Here is a 19729-nt window from a genome sequence, read left to right on the forward strand (position 1 = left end):
CAGACTAGTGTGCACGTGAACTCTGTCGCTGCCGAAGCAGCACCAAGCAGCGCCGCACATCGGTAACGCAGCGTCGGCTCGCACCAGAAGCGCTTCGATGCCGAAGCAGCGCCAAGCGTCACCGCAGTCGCAGCGTCGGCTCGCACCAGAAGCGTTTCGACGCCGAAGCAGCGCCGCACACAGGCGCGCAGCGTCGGCCCGCACCAGAAGCGCTTCGATGCCGAAGCAGCGCCGAGCAGCGCCGCACACAGACGCGCAGCATCGGCTCGCACCGGGGTGCGTCGATGCCGAAGCAGCGCCAAGCGTCACCGCAGTCGGAGCGACGCCTCCCGAGCGCCCCACCCGCTCAAGCGAGCGGCTTGCCGACGCGCGCGCAGTGCCCGAGGTGGGCCTTGAGGTACTTGCTGGGCAGCTCGCGGGCGAGATGCCCGCCGAGCCGCGCGCTGATGGCCACCAGCCGGTCGAGATCGATCCCGGTGCGGCAGCCCATCCCGTGCAGCATGTACACCACGTCCTCGGTCGACACGTTGCCCGACGCCCCGGGCGCGTACGGGCAGCCGCCGAGGCCGCCGATCGCCGAGTCGACCGTGCGGATCCCGAGCTGCAGCGCCACCGTGATGTTGGCCAGCGCCGTCCCGCGCGTGTCGTGGAAATGGACCGCGAGCTGATCGAGGCGGACCCCCGCGTGCAACAGGCCGTCGAGGATGTACTCGACCTGGCGCGGCGTGCCGACGCCGATCGTGTCGCCGAGGCTCAGCTCGTAGCAGCCCATCTCGAGCAGGCTCGAGCCGACGCGCAGCACCTGCTCGAACGGCACCTCGCCCTCGTAGGGGCAGCCGTACACCGTGCTGACGTAGCCGCGGACCGTCATCCCGCGGGCGCGCGCCTCGGTCACCACCTCGCGGTAGGTCGCCAGCGCCTCTTCCGTGGTCTTGTTGATGTTCTTGCGGTTGTGCGTCTGCGACGCCGCCATGAACACCGCGATCTCCTGCATGCCCGCGCGCGAGGCCGCGTCGAGGCCGCGCAGGTTCGGCACCAGCGCGCTGTAAGTGACGCCCGGCTTGCGACGGATGCGGGTCGCCACTTCCATGTGATCGGCGAGCGCGGGGATCCAGCGCGGGTTGACGAAGCTCGTCACCTCGATGCGCTTGACCCCGGCGTCGACGAGGCCCTCGATCATCTCGATCTTGCGATCGGCCGACAGGATCGTCGCCTCGTTCTGCAGCCCGTCGCGCGGCCCGACCTCGTAGATCGAGACCTCGGGCGGCATCGATCCGAACAGGCGCGTCGGCTCGACGGTGTCGGTTCCGGAGGGACGTGCGGACGAATCAGTCACTGGCCTTGCTCCCGGGCGCCTGGGGGCGCAAAAGCTCGAAGCGATCCGTCGTGCGAGTGTACGCGATCCCGCCGAGGCGGCCGATCGACTGCAATTGCCCCGGGTCGATCGGCAGCAGGCGGCCTCGCGCATCGCGCCGCAGCAGCTCGCTGGCGACGGAGAAATGCACCACCTCGGCCACGACCAGCGTGGCTGACGGTTTTCCGGGGGCGCCGTCCCCCAGCGGAAGCGCGTGCACGAGCTTGCACTCGAGACAGGCCAGCGCTCCCACGACGCGAGGAGGCGCAACGACCGCAGCCGCCTCGGCCGCGATCGCGCACGCCTCCCACTCCGAAATCTCGGGCGAAAACGGCGCCGACGTGGCGTTCATCGCCGTGGCGAGGCCATCGGACACGTGGTTGATGACCATCTCGCGGGTCGCCAGCACGTTCGCCAGCGTGTCCTTCATGCGCCCGTCGGGCCACCACGACACGCTGAACACCACCATCGGCGGGTGCGAGCAGACGGCCTGGTAGTAGCTGAACGGCGCCAGGTTGCGGCGGCCGTCCTCGCTGACGCTCGACACCCACGCGATCGGACGCGGCGCGACCAGGTCGGTCATCAGCCGGTACGTCTCGGCGGCGCCGAGGCTCGGCGCGGGGATCTCGGTGTGTCCGGGGATGCTCTTGTGATTAGCAGAAAAGGCCGGCGACCTTCCGCGCCAGCCCCGTCTGGACCCTCACATCCGCACCTGCGGCCTCACCTGGCCGAAGGGACAGACTCGACCGCGCCGCGCACGAAGCCTCGCGCTTCGTCCTCGACCGTGCGGAACACCACCAGCATCCCCCGGTTCGACATCGTGTAGAAGCGGCCCAGCTCGGCGTCGTAGACCGGCGGGCCGGAGATCCCACTGCCGGTGTTGAGGTTGGCGAGGTACTCGCCGGTCTCGACGTCGTAGGCGAGCAGGCCGTCGTCGGAGTGCGCGATGAAGGCGATGTCCCCGACCACCAGCGGCGTCTGCACGAACCCGGGGTTCAGCTGCTGCCGCCAGCGCACGCGGCCGCCGTGCTCGAGCGCGAAGACCCCCTCGAGCGCCGACGCCACGATCATCAGACCACGCGGACCGGCCACCACCGTGCCCGCCCCGCGCAGCGGCCGGTACCAGCGCTGCAGCCCGTCGGCCAGCGCCAGCCCGTACACCCCGGTGCTCTGCCCGGTGACCACGAGCTCGCCGCGGTCGGTCAGGATCAGCGGCGTGCCGTCGGCGTCGACGAAGTCCCCGCCCGCCGGCGGCGCCGCGTTCGCCAGCCACATCGGCTCACCCGACTGGGCCCCGATCGCCGCGACCTTGCCGTTGCTGAAGCCGGTGAAGATCGTCCCGGTCGGCGGGCTCGATGGCGCACCGTTGGCCGCTTCGCCCCCGAGCACCGCGCCAGCGGGCGGCGAACCACTCGCCGGTGCGCTCGCCGAACCACTCGCCGCTGCGTTCGCCGGAGCGCTCGTCGAACCACTCGCCGACGCCTTCGCCCCGCCAGTCTGGACCGGCACCGCGGTCTCGCCGTCGCCTGCGGGCGAATCGCCGGTCGTCTCGCTGGGCTCTTCCTCAGCCTCAGCCTCGGCCGGCTCGCCGAGCACAGCCTCGGCCCCGATCCCGGCGGCGGCGGCCGCCTGATCCGGCGTCTGCGTCACCACGCCTTCGCCCGCCAGGTACGACAGGCCCGCGTGCCCGTGGACCGTGAATTCGGTCGGGTACGGCTGCTCGTACTGCCAGCGCCACGCGCCAGTCTTCAGCTCGAGCGCGAACACCTGGTCGCGCGAGTTGACGACGAACACCGTGCCCTCACGGACCAGCGGCTCGTTGCGGATCGTGCCCAGCGTCGAGTAGCTCCACCGCGTCTTGCGGGTCTCGAGCTCGATCGCCAGCAGGTCGCCGTTGTCGGTCCCGAGCAGCATCAACTCGCCGTCGAGCGCCAGCTTCGGCACACTCGAGATCGCCCCCGGGAACTGCTGCTCCCACACGACGTCGCCGGTCTCCATCGACAGCGCCAGCAGCGAGCCGGCGCGCGTGCCGACGTAGATCAGCCGGCGGCCCGGATCCGGCGCCACGCCGGCGAACTCGTCGGGGTTGAGCACGCCGTAGTCGTGCAGCGCGATCTGCTGCACCCGGGCCAGCTCGAGGTTCGCGCGCGCCCCGGGCGTCAGCTCCGGGTGCGGCAGGACCGTGCGGGTCTCGCCGGCACATGCCCCGAGGGACAGGGCCAAAGCGACATGTCCCAAGAGACAGTGGAGCCGGGCGGCGGGCGTCACGGGGTCGGCGCTCCCGGTGCGTCCATCACCTGGATCGGCGATTCGGGCGTCGGTTGACCGGCCAGCGCCTGCGGGTCGAGCTCCTCCAGCCGCTTGCGCACGTCGTTCTGGGCGATCGACGGCTGCTGCAGCGGGTACTCGGCGATGTACTGGCGATAGACCTCGAGCGCGGCGTCGGTCTTGCCCTGGCGCTCGAGGATGCGGCCCTTCTGCCACAGCGCCATGTCGCGGTAGAACGCGCCCTTCTGGCCGGCCAGCGTCTCGAGCTCGGCCAGCGCGCCGTCGAGGTCGTTCTGGGCCTCGCGCGCGAACGCCAGCCCCTCGCGGGCCGAGAACAGCAGCGGATGACCGGCGCCGGCCTGGCCGAGGAACTCGCGGTACAGCGCCTCTGCGCCCGCCGGATCGCCGGCTCGCAGCAGCCCGGTCGCGCGCACCAGCTTGCCGTTGAGCGCCGCGTCGCTGCCGGCCGCCGTCGCGTCGAGCTCGTCGAGCGCCTTGGTGACCGCCGCCGAGCGCTCCGCCTCGTCCTTGACGATCGGCGCCACCGGCTTGCCCTTGTTGGCCCCCAGCAGCAGCGCCGGATCGCCGACCTCGGCCTCCGACTCGTAGCGGGCCGCCGTCGCCAGCGACCGCGTCGCCGTCGCCGACGCCGTCTGCCGGCTGTTGTAGACCACGACGACGACGACGAGCACGGCCAGCGCCGCGACCACGACGCCGATCACCAGCCCGCTGCGCGCCTTGGCCGTGCGCCCTGCTTCCTTCACCCCGGTGACGAAAGCGTCCTCCTGCGGGCCGCCGTCGCCACCGCGACGCTTGCTGCGGCTGTGGTCCCACGTCGGCAGCTCCATGCGCACGCCACCGGTCGCTGGCGCCTTGTCTTCGTCGCTCACTGGGGCTGTCTACCGGGCCGTGGCGCCTTTGTCCACCATCGCCGCCCAGGCCCGCCCCTGACCGCTGTCGGGACTTCCCGCCCGCCCTCGCCGCACCTCGCGCAGGCCCCGGAGAAGCTCTGGAGAGCCGCCTTGGCGCCCTCTGCGCCAATGGCGCAACTCCTCGGGTAGCTGTTCCGGTGTGACTTCCATGAAGCAAGCGGCGATCGCCTCACGCGGCGCAGCCGGCCGGCCGACCGCAGCCGATCGACCTGCCCGCCCTTCGGGGCCGGCCCCCGCGCCGCCGCGACGGAGATCCTGTCCCACAAGACATGTCCCCGAGGACATCACCGAGGTCGCTCCACCAGCGCAGGCGAACCCCGCGAAGGCCTCGCCTGCGCTGCGCACGGCCGCCCGCCCCGTCAGCTCGACGCCGACGTGTACCCCCGCACCGACCGCACCCACGCCAGGCGCGCCACCACCAGCAGCGTCGCGCTCACCGCGGCCAGCTGCGCCACGGTCCCCCACGACAGCCGGCCGAGCAGCGCCTCGGCCGGGTAGCTCGTCATCACCAGCAGCGGCACCACGAACGTGAAGAGCACCCGCAGCAGCGGCGGGAACACCTGCGCCGGCCAGCGCCCGAAGTCCATCAGCGCCTCCATCACGTGCGTCAGCGCCTGCAGCTGCAGCGCCTGGAACGACGCGCAAAGCACCAGCACCCCGAACGCGTAGAGCGCCACCACCCCCGCCACGCCGGTCGCCAGCCCGGCCGCCAGCCCCGCCGCCGTCACCTCCACCTCGCCCAGCCACAGCCCCGCGATTACCAGCGCCAGCCCGCCGACCACCTCGACCAGGTGCCACGGCTGGAACGCGCACGTCAGGCACAGCACCAGCCCGTCGGCCGGTCGCAGCAACACGTAGTCCAGCGTCCCCTTGAGGATGTGCGTCATGCTCGCGCGCAGCGCCGGCTGCAGCAGCGCCGTGAACGTCCCCGACAGGACGGTGAAGCAGCCCGTCAGCACCACCAGCTCCCAGCGGCCCCAGCCCTCGACCGCCCCGAGGTGCTCGACCGCGACGAACAGCGGCGCGATCCCGATCACGCTCCAAAGCAGCCCCAGGAGCCCCTCCGTCCAGAACCCGAGCCGGTACTGCAGCGCCGTCAGCGTGCTCATCTCGAGCTGCGCCCTCACCAGCCGCAGATAGAACATGGCCCGAGAGCCATGTCCTTTCGGACCTGCCCGGTCCGCCCCGCTCACGCGCCCCTCCTCGGAGCGGGATCGCATGGCCCCGAAGACATGCCCGAAAAGACATGTCCCAACAAACTCGTCCTCCTGTCCAAACGGACAGCCCGGGACGCGACCCAAACGCGCTCAGTTAACCTGTCCGCCAGGACATGTCCCGCAGCGCTCACGCCCCGACCCCCTCGTACGCCCGCACTCCGCGCCGCCACAGCACGGTCGCCAGCGCGCCGAACACGGCCACCCACAGCGCCTGCAACAGGAGCCCGTGCGTCACCGCGGCCCCCGTCGCGCGACCGATCGCCAGCTCCACCGGGAACCCCAGCGACGCGTGGAACGGCAGCGCGCGGATCACCTCCGCCAGCCCCGCGGGGTACAGGCTGGTCGGCACCGCCGCCCCCGACAGCACCAGGTAGAGCCCCAGCCACACCTCGAACAGCGCCGTCGACTCCGTGACCCAGAACGCCACGCAGCCGATCGTCACGTGGACCCCCAGGTTGAGCAGCCACGCCAGCGTCAGCGACAGCCCCAGCGCCAGCAGCGAGCCGGGGCTGGGCCACCCGAGCCCGCCCGTCAGCGTCAGCACCAGCACCCCGATCGGCAGCGCCAGCGCGCAGCGGATCGGCAGCGCCGCCAGGTTCTGGATCGCGTGGTAGAGCATCGGCGACATCGGCCGCATCAGCAGCGTGTTGAGGTCGCCGCTGCGGATCTGCGCCGACAGCTCCCACACCACCCAGCTGGCCGTGAACTGGCGGACCAGGAACGCCGCCACGAAGTACGCCACGAAGTCCGGGCGCGCGTAATCGCCGATCGGTCCCGACGCCGCCAGCCCCGACCACAGCGACAGCGACACCAGCGGGAACGTCGTCGTCAGCACCCACATCAGCATCGACACCCGGTACGCGATCGCCTCCGCCAGGCTGATCCGCCACACCGCCGCCATCACCCGCGTCAGGTGACCTGCCCGCTGGAACATGCCCCTTCGCGCATGTCCTTCTGTACCTGTCCTTTCACCCATGTCCGATCGGTCAGCCCAGCTCGGCCGCCTCCTCGCGCCCGAACAGCGCGCGCATGACCTCCTCGAGCGGCGCGTCCTGGACCGCCAGGTCCTGCGCCTCCGGCAGCCCGACCAGAGCGCCGACCACCTCGGGCACCCGCTCGGGCGCGACGTCGAGGACCAGCCGCCCGCCCTCCTGCAGCACCACCCGCCCCAGCGCCGCCGGGTCGTCCGGCAGCGCCGCCGCCCGCACCGACACCCGCCGCAGCGGCCGGATCTGCCGCCGCAGCGCCTCGAGGCTGCCGTCGAAGCGCAGGCGGCCGCCGTCGATCACCAGGATCCGCGGGCACAACGCCGCCACGTCCTCCATGTAGTGCGACGTCAAGATCACCGTCGCCCCGTGCTCGGTGTTGTAGCGGCGGATGAACTCGCGGATCCCGAGCTGCATCGCCACGTCGAGCCCGATCGTCGGCTCGTCGAGGAACAGCACCTGCGGCCCGTGCAGCAGCGCCGCCACCAGCTCGCACTTCATCCGCTCGCCGAGGCTGAGCTGGCGCACCGGGCGGCGCATCACCTCGCCGACCTCGAGCAGCGCCGTCAGCTCCTCGAGCCGCCGCTTGTAGTGGACCGGGTCGATCTCGTAGACAACGCGGTTGAACTCGAAGTTGTCGATCGCGGGCAGATCCCAGCTCAGTTGCCGCTTCTGGCCCATCACCAGGCTGATGCGGCGGAGGAACTCGGGCCGGCGCTCGCTCGGCGTGAACCCTGCCACCTCGACGCGCCCCGCCGACGGCACGATCAGCCCCGCCAGCATCTTCAGCGTCGTCGTCTTGCCGGCGCCGTTGGGCCCGAGGAAGCCGACGCGCTCCCCGGGCGCGAGCGAGAATTCGAGGTCCTGCACCGCCTCGACCACGCGATACTCCCGCCGCACCAGCGCCCGCAGCGCGGCGCGCAGGCCAGCCTCGCGCCGCGGCACCGAGAACCGCTTGCACAGCCCCTCGACGCGCACCATCGCCGCCGTCACGCCTTGCCTCGCCGCGCCACCTGCTGCAGCGGCACGAAGGTGCCGACCTTCGTGCACGCGTTCAGGCCGAAGCTGCGGCAGACGTCCGGCCGCGCCACGTGGACCGTGCAGCCGGCCGCGAAGAAGCGGCACGGCCGCTCGCCGTTCGTGAGGTAGCCCGCCAGATCGTCCTGCTCCTCCTCGCTACCTTGCTTCGGATACAGGCCCAGCCCGCGGATCGTCGTGCCCACGTGGCGCGCCAGGCGGCGCGCGTCGGTGCGGGTGATCGGCACCCTCAGGCTGGTGCAACACGTCCCCGCGCAGCTGTGACACAGCGCCAGCGCGCGTGTCACGGCCCCGGTTTCCGGATCCACCGAGCTCTGCTCGTTCAGCGCCGTGACCGGGATCTTCGCCGCGCGCATCCGATTCGCCAGGCGCTGCAGCGCGACCAGAGGCACGTGGCCGACGTTCAGGTTCATCAGGGGCCCGAGGGGGTCGCGCGGCGGCATCGTGGGGGCTGTAGCGCACCTTGGAGCGTGACGCGAGCCTCGCCGCCCGGCGGGCTCGCGGACCCGCGCGGACTTGCTCCGGTGGTCGTCCCTGGCTAATCTCCTCCTCCGATCGCAATCTCAGGCACCGTGGGACAGCTCCCACGGTCGAGGAGGCCGCCCCGTGACGTTCAACCAGCAACAGCAGCCGTATTACGCCGACCCCGCCACCCCCCAGGCCGCCCTCGCGGGCCGCGCCAAGTTCATCGAGCGCACGTACATCCACCTCGCCGGCGCGATCGCCCTGTTCGTCGCCCTCGAGTTCGTGCTCCTCCGGACACCGGCCACCCTGAAGCTGGCGATGCAGATGACCGGCAGCCCGACCAGCTGGCTCGTGGTCCTCGGCCTCTTCATGTTGGTGGGCACCATCGCCACCCACATGGCCCAGTCCGCCCGCTCCAAGCCGATGCAGTACCTCGGCCTCGGACTCTACGTGGTCCTCGAGGCGATCATCTTCCTGCCCCTGCTGCTCGTCGCGCACATCCTGAGCGGGCCCGAGAACAACATCATCCTCACCGCCGGCGTGACCACTCTGGCCACGTTCGCCGCGCTGACCGGCATCGTCCTGGCGACCAAGCGCGACTTCTCGTGGATGCGCTCGGCCCTGATGATCGTCAGCTTCGGCGTCCTCGGCCTGATCGTCGCAAGCCTCCTGTTCGGGTTCTCCCTCGGGCTCGGCTTCACGATCGGCATGATCATCCTGGCCGCCTGCTACATCCTCTACGACACCTCCAACGTGGTGCATCACTACGAGGAAGATCAGTACGTCTCCGCCTCGCTGGCCCTGTTCGCCTCCGTCGCGCTGATGTTCTGGTACGTCCTCCGCCTGCTCATCTCGCTCAACCGCGAGTGAGCCCCGCCCACCGCGGCGCCTGAACGGGCGCGGGTCTCCCCCGCGCCCGTTTCGCTTTCTCCGCCGCGGCGCACGCACGCCCGGCGACCGGCTTCGCTGGCCTCCTCGGATCTGGCTCGCCCGCCCCGCGCCGATCGCCGCGGCGCCGCACCTCCCGTTCCAGAGCACCGCCGCGCGCTCGAGTCCCTGCGCTCCGCTCGCCGCGGCGACTCTGCTCTACGCGTCGGTCCGGCGCGCCTCGCACGAACTTCGCGGGCCGCAGCTCGTGTCGCTGCGCTTGCTCGCTGCGGCGACTCACTTCTTCGCCCTTAAGTCACCACCGTCGAGCCGCTACAATCCGGAGTCTTGCCGCGCCTCCTCGTCGCCCTCGCCGCGTTCACCGTCACGGCCTGCTCCGCGCCTGCTCCGGCGACGCCGGTCGTCACCCCGCCGGCCACCGTCGTGCACCTCCCGACCGCTCCCCGTGCCGGCCGCGATCCGCACTCGTTCGCCCGCCCCGACGAGGTCCGCGTCGACGCCGTCGACCTCGACCTCACCGTCGATTTCGCGGCCCACGTCCTCCGCGGCAGCGCCACCCTCGCGCTCACCCGCACCGTCGCCGACGCCCCGCTGGTGCTCGACACCCGCGACCTGACCATCGAGCGCGTCGAGGCGCACCTGCCCGATCGGACAGACTGGGTGGCGACGACTCACGCGCTCGGCGGCACCCACCCCATCCTCGGCCAGGCCCTCACGATCGAGCTCCCGCCCGGTGCCGACCGCGTGCGCGTCCACTACCGCACCAGCCCCGCCAGCATCGGCCTGCAGTGGCTCGCCGCCGAGCAGACCAGCGACCGCGCCGGCGAATTCCTCTACACCCAGTCGCAGGCGATCCACGCCCGCTCGTGGGTCCCGTGCCAGGACAGCCCCGGGATCCGCGTCACCGTCGCCGCCCGGATCGCCGCGCCCGCGCCGTACCGGGCCGTCATGGCCGCCGAAGAGCTGTCTCACGAGACAGGTCCCGAAGGACATGTCCTGAGGACCTTCAAGCTCGACCAGCCGATCCCGGCCTACCTGCTCGCGCTCGCCGTCGGCCGGCTCGACTCGGCCCCGCTCGGCCCGCGCACCGCCGTGTGGGCCGAGCCCGGCGTGCTCTCGCGCGCCCGCGCCGAGTTCGCCGACCTCGAGGCCATGCTGACCGCCGCCGAGGCCGCCGTCGGCCCGTACCGCTGGGGCCGCTACGAGGTGCTCGTGCTGCCGGCCGCCTTCCCGTTCGGCGGCATGGAGAACCCGCGCGTCACCTTCGTCACCCCGACGATCCTCGCCGGCGATCGCTCGCTCGTGTCGCTGATCGCCCACGAGCTGGCCCACGCCTGGTCCGGGAACCTGGTCACCAACGCCACCTGGCGCGATTTCTGGCTCAACGAGGGCTTCACGGTCTACATCGAGCGCCGGATCCTCGAGGCCATCTACGGCCGCGAGCGCGCCGAGGTCGAGGCCGTGCTCGGCCGCGAGCACCTCGAGATCGAGCTCGCCGACATGTCCGAACGGCCAGGCGACCAGATCCTCCACCTCGACCTCGCCGGCCGCGACCCTGACGACGCCGTCACCGACGTCGCCTACGAGAAGGGCGCCCTGTTCCTCCGCCGGCTCGAGCAGGCCTACGGCCGCGACGCCTTCGACCCGTTCGTCCGCGCCTGGTTCGATCGCCACGCATTCACCGGCCAGACCACCGAGGCCTTCCGCGCCTTCCTCGACGCCGAGCTCAAGGCTCCGCTGCTCGCCGGACAGACCGCCCCCGACATCGATCTCTGGCTCGAGGCGCCCGGGCTCCCCGAAGACGCGCCCCGGCCCCAGGCGGCCAGCCTCACCGTCGCCGCCGACGCTGCGCGAGCCTTCGCGGCTGGCGGCAAGCCCGACACTCGCGCCTTCTCGCCCCTGCAGTGGATCCATTTCCTCCGCGCCGTGCCGCTGGTCGAGGGTCCGCGCCCGGCCGCCGCGCTCCTCGCCGAACTCGACGCCGCCTACCACTTCACGACCACCGGCAACGCCGAGCTGTTGTCCGAGTGGCTCGTCCTCGCCGCCCGTCACGGCTATCGCCCGGCCGACGCGCGGATCCGCGAGTTCCTCGTCGGCGTCGGCCGCCGCAAGTACGTCCTCCCGATCTACGACGCGCTGCTCGCCACACCCGAGGGCGCCGCGCTCGCGCGCGAGATCTTCGCGGTCGCCCGTCCGGGCTACCACGCGATCACCCGCGGCAGCCTCGACGCCCTGCTCGGCGCGCCCTGATCTTCACATGTCCTTCGGGACATGTCATTTTCGGCGCAAAAAAAAGCGCGCGTCAGTTGTCTGACGCGCGCCGCGGCGGAGCACCCCCCAGTGCTCCGACGCACCACTACACAAGAATGTCCGAGACTCGACGAGACCCCCGCGGACTCCAGGGCGCGACGATGACGTGCGCCCGTCGATGCAAGCGGTGTTCGGACCCCCCATACAACCCCCGCCGTGATCGGAAGTCGCGGGGCTCGGCGAGTTCGGACTGTGGACCGCGGCACTCTGCGCTGCCGCTCGGGCAGACGCGGAGAGGAAGAGCGCTCCGGGCGGACCCGAGGCGCGAGCTTCGTGCGTGGCTCACATCCCTTTCATGTCCGGAGCCTCGACCGTCCTTCACGGTCTTCGAAGATTTTTTTCGAGTCCGAAGAATTTTCTTCAGACGCTCGCGGGAGGCGGCGCGCACAGCCAGCGGACGCCGTCGAGGAGCACCGCGCTGTCGACGATCGGGTCACCGACGTCGAACAGCGCGAACACGACCTCGATCGACTCGCCGGGGTTGAGCCCGACCTCGCCCTCGTACCACGCGGTCCCGGCGTGCCCCTCGAAGGCGAACCCACGCAGCGGAATGTCCGGACACTCGTCACCGCAGGCCATGGGCATCGGGTCGAGCTTGATCTCGTACGGCAGGGTCTCGGCCGCGATCGGGTTGCCGTCGGGATCGAGGGCGATGTTGCCGGTGTAGCGCTCGCTCGCCACCCAGGCGATGAACATGTCGTTGTGCCCGCCCGGGAAGCGCGGCGGGTACTCCGAGGTCAAGAACGCGAAGTCGAACGCCAGACCGGTCGTGAACCACGGCGCCACCGCCGAGAAGCGCAGCTCCGTATAGTCGTAGGCCATCCGCGGATCGCCGCCGAGGGCCCACTGGGCCTCGACCGTCTCGCTGCAGTCGCCGGGGCCGGGCGGCTTCTCGTTGGCCTCGCACTCCACCGGCGTCGTCACGATCGGCGGCGGCAACTGCGGCAGGTCGTTCCCTGGCCAGTCGGTCGACGGGCACGTCTGCGTGACCGGACAGTTGCCCAGGCTCGGCATCTGCGGCAGCGTCAGCAGCAGATGCTCGGCGTCGCCGGTCGACAGCACCACGCGACGTGAGCCCTCGGTCGGCGCGAACACGTCCGTGGTCCCGAGCTGCTCCGAGACCACCCGACGCGAGCCATCCGGGCCCGTCCACGTCAACGCGCCCTCGGTCTGCAGCCCGCCCTCACAGTTGATGCCGAGCGCGCGGTCGATGTCCTCGCTGTCCGCGTCGCACGCCACCAACGCCGTCGAGCAGAACTCCCACGGCTCGGGCTCGCCGACGTCGAAGCCGAAGTCCGGCGGGGCCAGCGGGTCGGTCGTCAGCGCCTCGCCGCTGCTGGTCGAGTCCTCTTCCGGACCTGGCTCTTGGGTCATCTGATCGTTGGCGTCCGAGGACTTGGTGGCCTCGCTCGTCCCCGCATCGTCGCTGCCCGCGTCCTTGACGAAGACCGTCACGAGACAGCCGCTCTCGAGCAGGCATGCCGCGGCCACGATCAGCGCAGAGTGGGGGGAGCGCACTTTGGCGAGCATGCCACCGGAGTCAACTCACGGCACCTCGCCAGCGGCGGCCCGGCATGTGAGATCTGTGGCGAACGCGGACGATTCCGCCCGCTCGCGCTCACGGTCGGTCCAGCGCCTCGCGCACCTGGGCCGCGTAGGGCCCGTTCGGGTAGCGGGTCAGGAAGCCCGCTGCGCGCCGTTCTGCCTCGTTCCGACGATTCAGCTCGAACAGAGCCAGCACCGCCACGCCCTCCCATTCCTGGGCGAACTGCCCGGCCTTGAACTCGGCCGCCCCCGCCTCGGCTCGGGACAGCGCCTCGGCCGGATCGCGCCCGAGGAACCCGCGGGCGGTCTGCAGGCCGCGAGCCTCGCGGAGGTAGTCGGCCGAGCCGACACCGCCGCGACCCGCCCCGCGCGCGGCCGACTTGCCGGCGCGCACCTTTTTGGCGTCGCCGCGGGCCGCCGTCGGGGCTGGCTTTTCGGACATGTCGTCGGCGGCCTCTTCGGGGGCCGGCGCTTCGACTGGCCTTTGGGACATGTCCTGAACGACAGCCTGGGGCGCGCGCGGAGCCGGCGCTCGATCTGTCTCGGGAGACATGTCCGGAGAGACAGCCGTACGCGCCGCCCCGACGCTGTCGAGGACCGGCACCGGCGCCGGCGCCTCGGGCCGCGACAGCCACAGCCCGCCGCCGATGAGCCCCCCGAGGATCAGCGCCCCGATCCCGAACGCGCTGGCGCCCCAGCCGGACGAGGCCGCGCTGGCGCCCTTGGCCAGCGAGGCTTCGAAGCGGGCCGCGCCGGCGCCGGCGTCGTAGGGCACGCGTTGGCGAGCGGCAGCGGCGAGGTCGCGGCGCAAGCCGGCGGAGGCCGACACGTCGTCGAGGAGGCGGGTGGGCTCTTGGGTCATGAAGTCACCGTTTGCGAGCGGGCGAGCGGTCGAGGCGGCCCGGCGACGAGGCGGGCGTGGGCCTCCATGAATTGCTTGCGGGCCTTGTGTAGCCGCGAATACACCGTTCCGATGGGGATCCCCAGGCCTGCGGCGATGGCCTCGCAGCTCTCGCCCTCGAGCTCGAAGAGGATGAACACGGCGCGCTTGCCCTCTTCCAGGGTGTCGAGCGCCTGCTGCACGCGGCGCAGGGCCTCGCTGGCCTCGGCCTGCTCGCCAGGAGAGCTGCCGGCCTGCGCCGACGCGGCGGCGACGGCCTCGGTGTCGGCGTCTTCCCACGACCGTCGCAGCTTGCGACGGCTCGCCGACACCACCCGCAGCGTGATCTCGGCCAGCCACGTGGTCGGCCGCGCCGGGCCCGGCACGAAGCCTCCGCGGCGGTGAGCCACCAGGAAGACCTCCTGCACCACGTCGTCGACCTCGGGTCGACCGACCCCGAGGCGGATCGCGAAGTTGGCGACGAACTCCGCATGATCGCGGAACAGGCGCGCCGCATCGAGGACCTGAGGGCCGTCACGCTTGGCTGTATGTCGCGTGTCCGTCAAATCCTTCACCGGATCGTGAACGCTATGCCCAGACTCACCATGGCGCCCACGGGCGGCACCGGCAGCGATTCCCCGACCATATCTTGTTTGCTCGGATCGCGCTCGGCGAGCACCGGCCGCACCACGGGCACCACGAGGTCGAACGCCAGGTCGAGCGCGAAGCGTTTGGTCGCCCAGACCCTCAGCTCGGGCGCCACCATCAACGCCACATAGGGCGCCACCGCGGCCTGCACCCCGGGCGTCTTCGCGCCGCTCTGCAGGGCCCCGGCGGCTGGCCCGAAGCACAGGCGAGGCCGCACTCGCGGACGTGCAAGCGCGGCACAGACATCGATCCGGCCGCCGACGAGGCTCGGCCGCAGCTCCGTGTCCGCGTCGAGCGCGCGAACCCCTCCGTAGCCGCCGAACAGCCCCGCGCGCAGGTCCACCCACCTGCGCCATCCGAGCTCGAGCTGGGCCCCGCCGCCACCCGCCAGTCCCGGCAGCACCCCGATCCACACGCCGCCGCGCACCGCCGCGACCACCGACACCGAAGCGCGGCGCGGCGGCGTCTCGCTCGCGTCACCTCGTCGCGCGCGTCGCTGCAGCGGCGGCCGCTCCGGCTCTTGCGCCTGCGGCACGCTCCCCTCGCCTGCCTCGATCACCTCGTAGCCGAGCCCCTCGAGCACCGCCGCGTCGACCGCGATGGCGATCGCCAACCCGACCAGCGCATGCAGGTCGCTGCACGTCGGTCGCGGCGGATCCAGCGTGCGCTCCACGAGTTCGCCGCGGATCTCGAGCGCGATGGCTACCGAGTGCGGCCGCGTCGGATCGCCGCGGACATCGATGCGAGCGACCGACGCGTCGATCGTGTCGCGTCCGAGCCACGTCGTCGCCGCGTCCGCGAGCGCCTCGCTCGTCAGGCACGTCGCGCCCGGTTCGACGCGCAGCGCCTCCCGCAGCGGCCGCGGGGGCGGAGGCGCCGACGCCGGCGTGAGCAGCACGCCGGCGGTGAACAGAGCGACGAGCACCGCGCCCAGGATGCGTCGCCTGGCCCGCGCCTGGCCAGTCGCATCTCGTGGTAAGGTCGCGGCGATGCAGCAAAAACGCGTCGGAGTCGTCCTGACCGGCTGCGGCTACCTCGACGGGGCCGAGATCACCGAGGCCGTCCTCACCCTCTACTTCCTCGAGCGCGCCGGTCTGGAGCCTCGCTGCTTCGCCCCCGATCGTCCGCAGATGCACGTCGTCGATCACCTCACCGGCCAGCCCACCGGCGAGACCCGCAACGTCCTCGTCGAAGCGGCGCGGATCGCCCGCGGCAAGGTCGAGCCGCTCGATCGCGCGCGCATGGACGAGCTCGACGCCCTCGTGCTGCCGGGCGGCTTCGGCGTCGCCAAGAACCTCAGCGACTTCGCCTCCCGCGGCCCCGAGGCCGACATCGAGCCCGAGCTCGTGCGCCTGGTCGGCGAGGCCCTCTCGCGCGCCAAGCCGCTGGTCGCCATCTGCATCAGCCCTGCGATCCTCGCCGCCGCCCTGCACAAGCTCGGCATCGGCGGCGCCCGCCTCACCATCGGCGACGACGCCGGCACCGCGGCGGCCATCACCGCGCTCGGCGGCCGTCACGAGGCCTGCCCCGTCGAGCGCGCGGTCGTCGACGAGCGCCACCGCATCGTCTCCACGCCGGCCTACATGCTCGGCCCCGGCCCGCGCGACGTCGGCGCCGGCATCGAACAGGCGATTGCGACCCTCGCCGGCTGGCTGCGCGGCGCGACCGGCCCCGTGTAACACTCGCAGCGCCGCACCGTTGCCGAGGAGTTCTCGATGTCGCCGCGCTCCCTTCGTGCTCTCGCTCTCCTCGTCGCCCTCGCCGCAGCGTGTGGCGGCGAACCGGTCAAGCTGGCGCCCCGGGCCGAAAAACTCGAAGTCCGACCGCCGCCGCCGGCCCCGACCACCGTGCACCTCGCCATCGACGGCGCGAGCGGACAGCTGGGCTTCGCCATGGAGGCCCCCATCGAGAAGATCCGCGGCAAGGTCCCGGCATCGGCCCTGAGCGGCGAGGTGTGGCTCGACCCGACCGACCTCGCCAAATCACGCGGCCTCGTGCGCGTCGATCTCCGTCAACTCGAGCTGTACCAGCGCACCGTCCCCGAGGGCGGCAAGGAGTTCGGCGAGGAGATCAAGAGCGACACGCAGAACGAGCACGCCCGGCACTGGCTCGAGATTTCGCCCGACACGCCCGCCGACGAGCTGGCCAAGAACAGCGTCGTCGAGTTTGCGCTGGCCCGGATCAGCGACGCCTCCGCGACCGACCTGTCCAAAGTGACAGGTTCCGAACGCACCGTCACCTTCACGGCCAGCGGCGAATTCCTGCTGCATCAGCGCAAGGCCGAGAAGTCGGTCAAGCTCGAGGCCGTGTTCCGCTACGACGGCGACGCGCTGCGCGAGGTCCACGTCAAGAGCGTCGAGCCGCTGACGATCGGCCTCGACGAGTACGATGTCCGCCCGCGCACCGGCTTCAGCCAGCTCGCCGCCAAGACCCTCGAGCAGCTCGCGCCCAAGGTCGCCAAGGAGGCCCAGGTCTCGCTCGAGTTCGTCGCCAAACCCGACGGCAAGACCGCGAGCCCCGCCGGCCCCTCGACCCCCGGTCCCGCCGATGCACCCCCGTCCGGCGCCGCGGCCCCGACCGCGCCCGCAACTGCCTCCTCCCCCGGTGCCGCGCCCACCCCCGCGCCGGCGAACCAGTGACTCGACGCGCGCCGCGATCCGACGCGCGTCCATCCCCGTAACGAACGCACAGGAGCATCTCAGTCATGGATATTCGCACCATCTCCGCCACCCTCGCCCTACTCGGCTCCGGCCTCACCCTCGGCGGCTGCAACAAGACCCAAACCGACGCCACCGAGGTCCCCGGCAGCACCGCCGCCGAGGGCGAGAAGACGGGCGCGGAGACCGAGAAGAGCTGCGGCAGCGAGAAGGGCTGCGGCGGCGAGAAGGGCTGCAGCGGCGTGAAGGGCGACACTAGCTGCGCCGCCTCGAAGCCGACCGAGACCGCGGCCACCGAGCCCGCGACCGACCCGGCGACCACCGCCACCGCGGCCGCCCCGAGCACCGCCGCCGCCGAGCCCGCGGCCACCAAGTCGGAGAAGAAGAAGAAGCCCGGCGCCAAGAAGGCCAAGGGCGAGGCCGCCTGCGGCGAGGGCACCTGCGGCTGATCGCCGACCGCGCCGCCTGTCCCTTCGACCAGCCCGGGCCCGCGCCGGGCTGTCGGCTTTCGCGCGCTGGCAACCTGTCCCTTCGACCAGGCCGGCCCGAGCCCGCAAGTCGGACCCCCCAAAGCCGGGTGCTCTGCTCGACGCAGCCCCCACGTCGACCTGTCCCTTCGACCAGACTCGTTGACCTCTCCGGCATGACGCGACGATGAACCGCCCGACCGGCATCGGCCTCGGCTTGCGCTGGGGCTTCCTCGACGAGGCCCTCGCGGCGCCGGTCGATCCGGCGCTGGCGTTCTTCGAGATCTCGCCGGAGAACTACATGCGCCGCGGCGGCTACTTTCCCGCCGCCCTCGCCAGCATCGCCGAGCGACGCCCGCTGCTCACGCACGGCCTCATGCTCAACGTCGGCGCCGCCTCGGGCCTCGATGAGCTCTACCTCGCCGAGCTGCGCGCCTTCCTCGACGCCCTCGGCGTCGCCGAGCACACCGACCATCTGTGCTGGACCGGCCGTGATGGCGTCTGCCTCCACGACCTCCTGCCGCTGCCCTTCACCCGCAGCGCGGCGCGTCAGGTGGCCGACCAGATCCGTCGCGCCCAGGACGCTCTCGGGCGACCGCTCGCGCTCGAGAACATCAGCTACTACGCGCCCGCCGGCGCCGCTCCCGGGGCCGGTCACGGCGCTGCGCTGGCGGCCCGCGAGCTCGAGTTCCTCCACGAGGTGCTGGGCCGCGCCGACGCCGGGCTGTTGCTCGACGTCAACAACGTCGTCGTCAACGCCACCAACCACGGCTTCGACGCCGAGGCCTTCATCGCCGACCTGCCGCTCGATCGGGTCGTGCGCCTCCACGTCGCCGGCGGCGAGGTCCGCCCGCACCTCGGCGGCCTGCTCATCGACACCCACGGCGCCCCGGTCCCCGCGGCCGTGCGTGCCTTGATGGGTCGCGTCGTCACCCGCCTGGGCCCCCTCCCCGTCCTCTACGAGCGCGACCACAACATCCCCGAGTACGCCGCGCTCGTGGCCGAGGTCCGCGAGCTGGCGGCGCTGTACGACGTCGCCCTGATTGCTCGAGGGACAGGTCCGAACAGACATGTCCCCGAGGACATCCGCCTGACGACGTCATCGAAGGACAGCGACGATCCGCCGGGCATCGCCGATGGCGCACCGGCCGAACCTCGGCTCCCGCCCCGTGCGCACGTCGCTGCCGAGCCCTCGCGTCCGCTCGACGACGCCGACGACCTCCTCGATCCCGAGCTCGACGAGCTTCAGCGCGGGCTCTCGCACCTCATCGTCGACCTCGACGCCGACACCCGCGTGCGCGCGGATCTGGCCGGGTTCCTGCGCGCTCGCAGCATCGGTCCCCGGGCGGTCGCGGCCCTCGTCGGCGCCGACCCTGAACGCCTCCTTGTGTACCGCCAGCTGATTCGTCGGCAGATCCGCGGCGTGCTCGCCGACCTGTTGAACCGCACCGCCGCGGCGCGCGGTCAGGACGCCTTCGAGCACGACGCCGACGCCTGGCTCGCCGAGCTCGGCCCTCGCTCTCGCCTGTTGCGCGACCTGCCGGGCGAGTTCGCCGCCTGGGCCCGGTCACGCTGGTCCGAAGGACATGTCCAACGAGACATGCCCCAAGCGCCAGCCTGGCTGCAGGACCTCGCGCGCCACGAGCTGCTCGCCCACGAGGTCGGGGCGGCCCCGTTGCGCCCGTCGGCGGAGGAGCGGCCGTTCGCGCTCGACGCCCGCCTCGAGTTCGATCCGAGCGCTCGCCTCGGTCGCTTCGAGCACGCCGTGCACGCGCTGTCGGACGATCCGGACACGGCGCCGCGCCACGAGCCGACCGCCCTCCTCCTCTACCGTGACCGCGACCACGTGGTCCGCACCCTGCATCTGAGCCCGCTCGCGGAGTCCCTGCTCGACGCCCTGCTGGTCCGCGAGACGACCGTCGAGCAGGCCGTCCGCGAGGCCGCCGTCGCCACCGGCAGCGCGCTCGACGGCGAATTCCTCGGCCGCGTCAGCGCGCTCCTGGCCGACCTCGGTGAACGCGGCGCGGTTCGTGGCGCACGCTGACTCGCCCCGAGCGAGCAGCATGCCGTCGCA

General features: G+C 72.0%; 18 protein-coding genes. 6 read left to right on the forward strand and 12 right to left on the reverse strand.

The features are described 5' to 3' along the window. Window positions 1–346: 346 nt before the first annotated feature. The 8 genes from POL25_RS24205 to POL25_RS24240 all read right to left on the reverse strand — a co-directional run bounded on the left by POL25_RS24205 (window position 347) and on the right by POL25_RS24240 (window position 8238). Window positions 347–1270 (reverse strand): hydroxymethylglutaryl-CoA lyase, encoded by a 924-nt coding sequence (locus POL25_RS24205; protein ID WP_272088790.1) that lies wholly within the window; start codon window positions 1268–1270, stop codon window positions 347–349. A 58-nt stretch (window positions 1271–1328) separates the two neighbouring features. Beyond that, window positions 1329–1937: a flavin reductase family protein gene (locus tag POL25_RS24210; protein ID WP_272088520.1), complete on the reverse strand. Its 609-nt coding sequence runs from the start codon at window positions 1935–1937 to the stop codon at window positions 1329–1331. A 137-nt stretch (window positions 1938–2074) separates the two neighbouring features. After that, complete coding sequence (locus POL25_RS24215) at window positions 2075–3622, reverse strand: outer membrane protein assembly factor BamB family protein (RefSeq protein ID WP_272088521.1); 1548 nt, start codon at window positions 3620–3622, stop codon at window positions 2075–2077. After that, a complete protein-coding gene (locus POL25_RS24220) occupies window positions 3619–4512 on the reverse strand; it encodes a tetratricopeptide repeat protein (protein ID WP_272088522.1) in 894 nt (297 codons plus the stop codon). Before POL25_RS24220 ends, POL25_RS24215 begins: the two co-directional genes overlap by 4 nt. Before the next feature lie 401 nt (window positions 4513–4913). After that, window positions 4914–5699 carry an ABC transporter permease gene (locus tag POL25_RS24225; RefSeq protein ID WP_272088523.1) on the reverse strand — a complete coding sequence of 262 codons (786 nt, stop codon included), beginning with the start codon at window positions 5697–5699 and terminating at the stop codon, window positions 4914–4916. Between the two features lie 199 nt (window positions 5700–5898). After that, a complete protein-coding gene (locus tag POL25_RS24230) occupies window positions 5899–6705 on the reverse strand; it encodes an ABC transporter permease (protein WP_272088524.1) in 807 nt (268 codons plus the stop codon). A gap of 52 nt (window positions 6706–6757) precedes the next feature. Then, window positions 6758–7738 carry an ABC transporter ATP-binding protein gene (locus tag POL25_RS24235; protein WP_272088791.1) on the reverse strand — a complete coding sequence of 327 codons (981 nt, stop codon included), beginning with the start codon at window positions 7736–7738 and terminating at the stop codon, window positions 6758–6760. A gap of 8 nt (window positions 7739–7746) precedes the next feature. After that, the gene (locus tag POL25_RS24240) at window positions 7747–8238 is read right to left on the reverse strand and encodes a YkgJ family cysteine cluster protein (protein WP_272088525.1); all 492 of its coding nucleotides are present in this window, start codon (window positions 8236–8238) and stop codon (window positions 7747–7749) included. A gap of 163 nt (window positions 8239–8401) precedes the next feature. Between POL25_RS24240 and POL25_RS24245 the strand changes: the two genes are divergently transcribed. Further along, a complete protein-coding gene (locus tag POL25_RS24245) occupies window positions 8402–9130 on the forward strand; it encodes a Bax inhibitor-1/YccA family protein (RefSeq protein WP_272088526.1) in 729 nt (242 codons plus the stop codon). 345 nt (window positions 9131–9475) lie between these two features. Then, window positions 9476–11398, forward strand: a complete 1923-nt coding sequence (locus tag POL25_RS24250) for a M1 family metallopeptidase (RefSeq protein ID WP_272088527.1) — start codon at window positions 9476–9478, stop codon at window positions 11396–11398. 420 nt (window positions 11399–11818) lie between these two features. Here the strand turns inward: POL25_RS24250 and POL25_RS44510 are convergent, their stop codons facing one another. From POL25_RS44510 to POL25_RS24270, 4 genes are all read right to left on the reverse strand, one after another. Then, entirely contained in the window at window positions 11819–12976 is a 1158-nt protein-coding gene (locus POL25_RS44510) for a choice-of-anchor L domain-containing protein (RefSeq protein ID WP_272088528.1), read from the reverse strand. Between the two features lie 100 nt (window positions 12977–13076). Then, window positions 13077–13865, reverse strand: coding sequence for a hypothetical protein (locus tag POL25_RS24260; protein WP_272088529.1), 789 nt, complete (start codon window positions 13863–13865; stop codon window positions 13077–13079). Continuing rightward, window positions 13862–14458 carry an RNA polymerase sigma factor gene (locus POL25_RS24265; protein WP_272088530.1) on the reverse strand — a complete coding sequence of 199 codons (597 nt, stop codon included), beginning with the start codon at window positions 14456–14458 and terminating at the stop codon, window positions 13862–13864. The genes POL25_RS24260 and POL25_RS24265 overlap by 4 nt, the downstream gene beginning before the upstream one ends. After that, complete coding sequence (locus POL25_RS24270) at window positions 14455–15204, reverse strand: hypothetical protein (RefSeq protein WP_272088531.1); 750 nt, start codon at window positions 15202–15204, stop codon at window positions 14455–14457. Before POL25_RS24270 ends, POL25_RS24265 begins: the two co-directional genes overlap by 4 nt. A gap of 316 nt (window positions 15205–15520) precedes the next feature. Between POL25_RS24270 and elbB the strand changes: the two genes are divergently transcribed. From elbB to POL25_RS24290, 4 genes are all read left to right on the forward strand, one after another. Beyond that, window positions 15521–16210 carry an isoprenoid biosynthesis glyoxalase ElbB gene (gene elbB, locus POL25_RS24275; protein WP_272088532.1) on the forward strand — a complete coding sequence of 230 codons (690 nt, stop codon included), beginning with the start codon at window positions 15521–15523 and terminating at the stop codon, window positions 16208–16210. A gap of 36 nt (window positions 16211–16246) precedes the next feature. Continuing rightward, on the forward strand, window positions 16247–17170 hold the full coding sequence (locus tag POL25_RS24280) for a hypothetical protein (RefSeq protein WP_272088533.1): 924 nt from the start codon (window positions 16247–16249) through the stop codon (window positions 17168–17170). 65 nt (window positions 17171–17235) lie between these two features. Further along, entirely contained in the window at window positions 17236–17637 is a 402-nt protein-coding gene (locus tag POL25_RS24285) for a hypothetical protein (RefSeq protein ID WP_272088534.1), read from the forward strand. A gap of 205 nt (window positions 17638–17842) precedes the next feature. Continuing rightward, window positions 17843–19699 (forward strand): MbnB/TglH/ChrH family RiPP precursor modification enzyme, encoded by a 1857-nt coding sequence (locus POL25_RS24290; RefSeq protein WP_272088535.1) that lies wholly within the window; start codon window positions 17843–17845, stop codon window positions 19697–19699. Window positions 19700–19729: the final 30 nt, after the last annotated feature.

It is taken from the genome of Nannocystis bainbridge (assembly GCF_028368995.1).
Lineage (GTDB): Bacteria > Myxococcota_A > Polyangia > Nannocystales > Nannocystaceae > Nannocystis > Nannocystis bainbridge.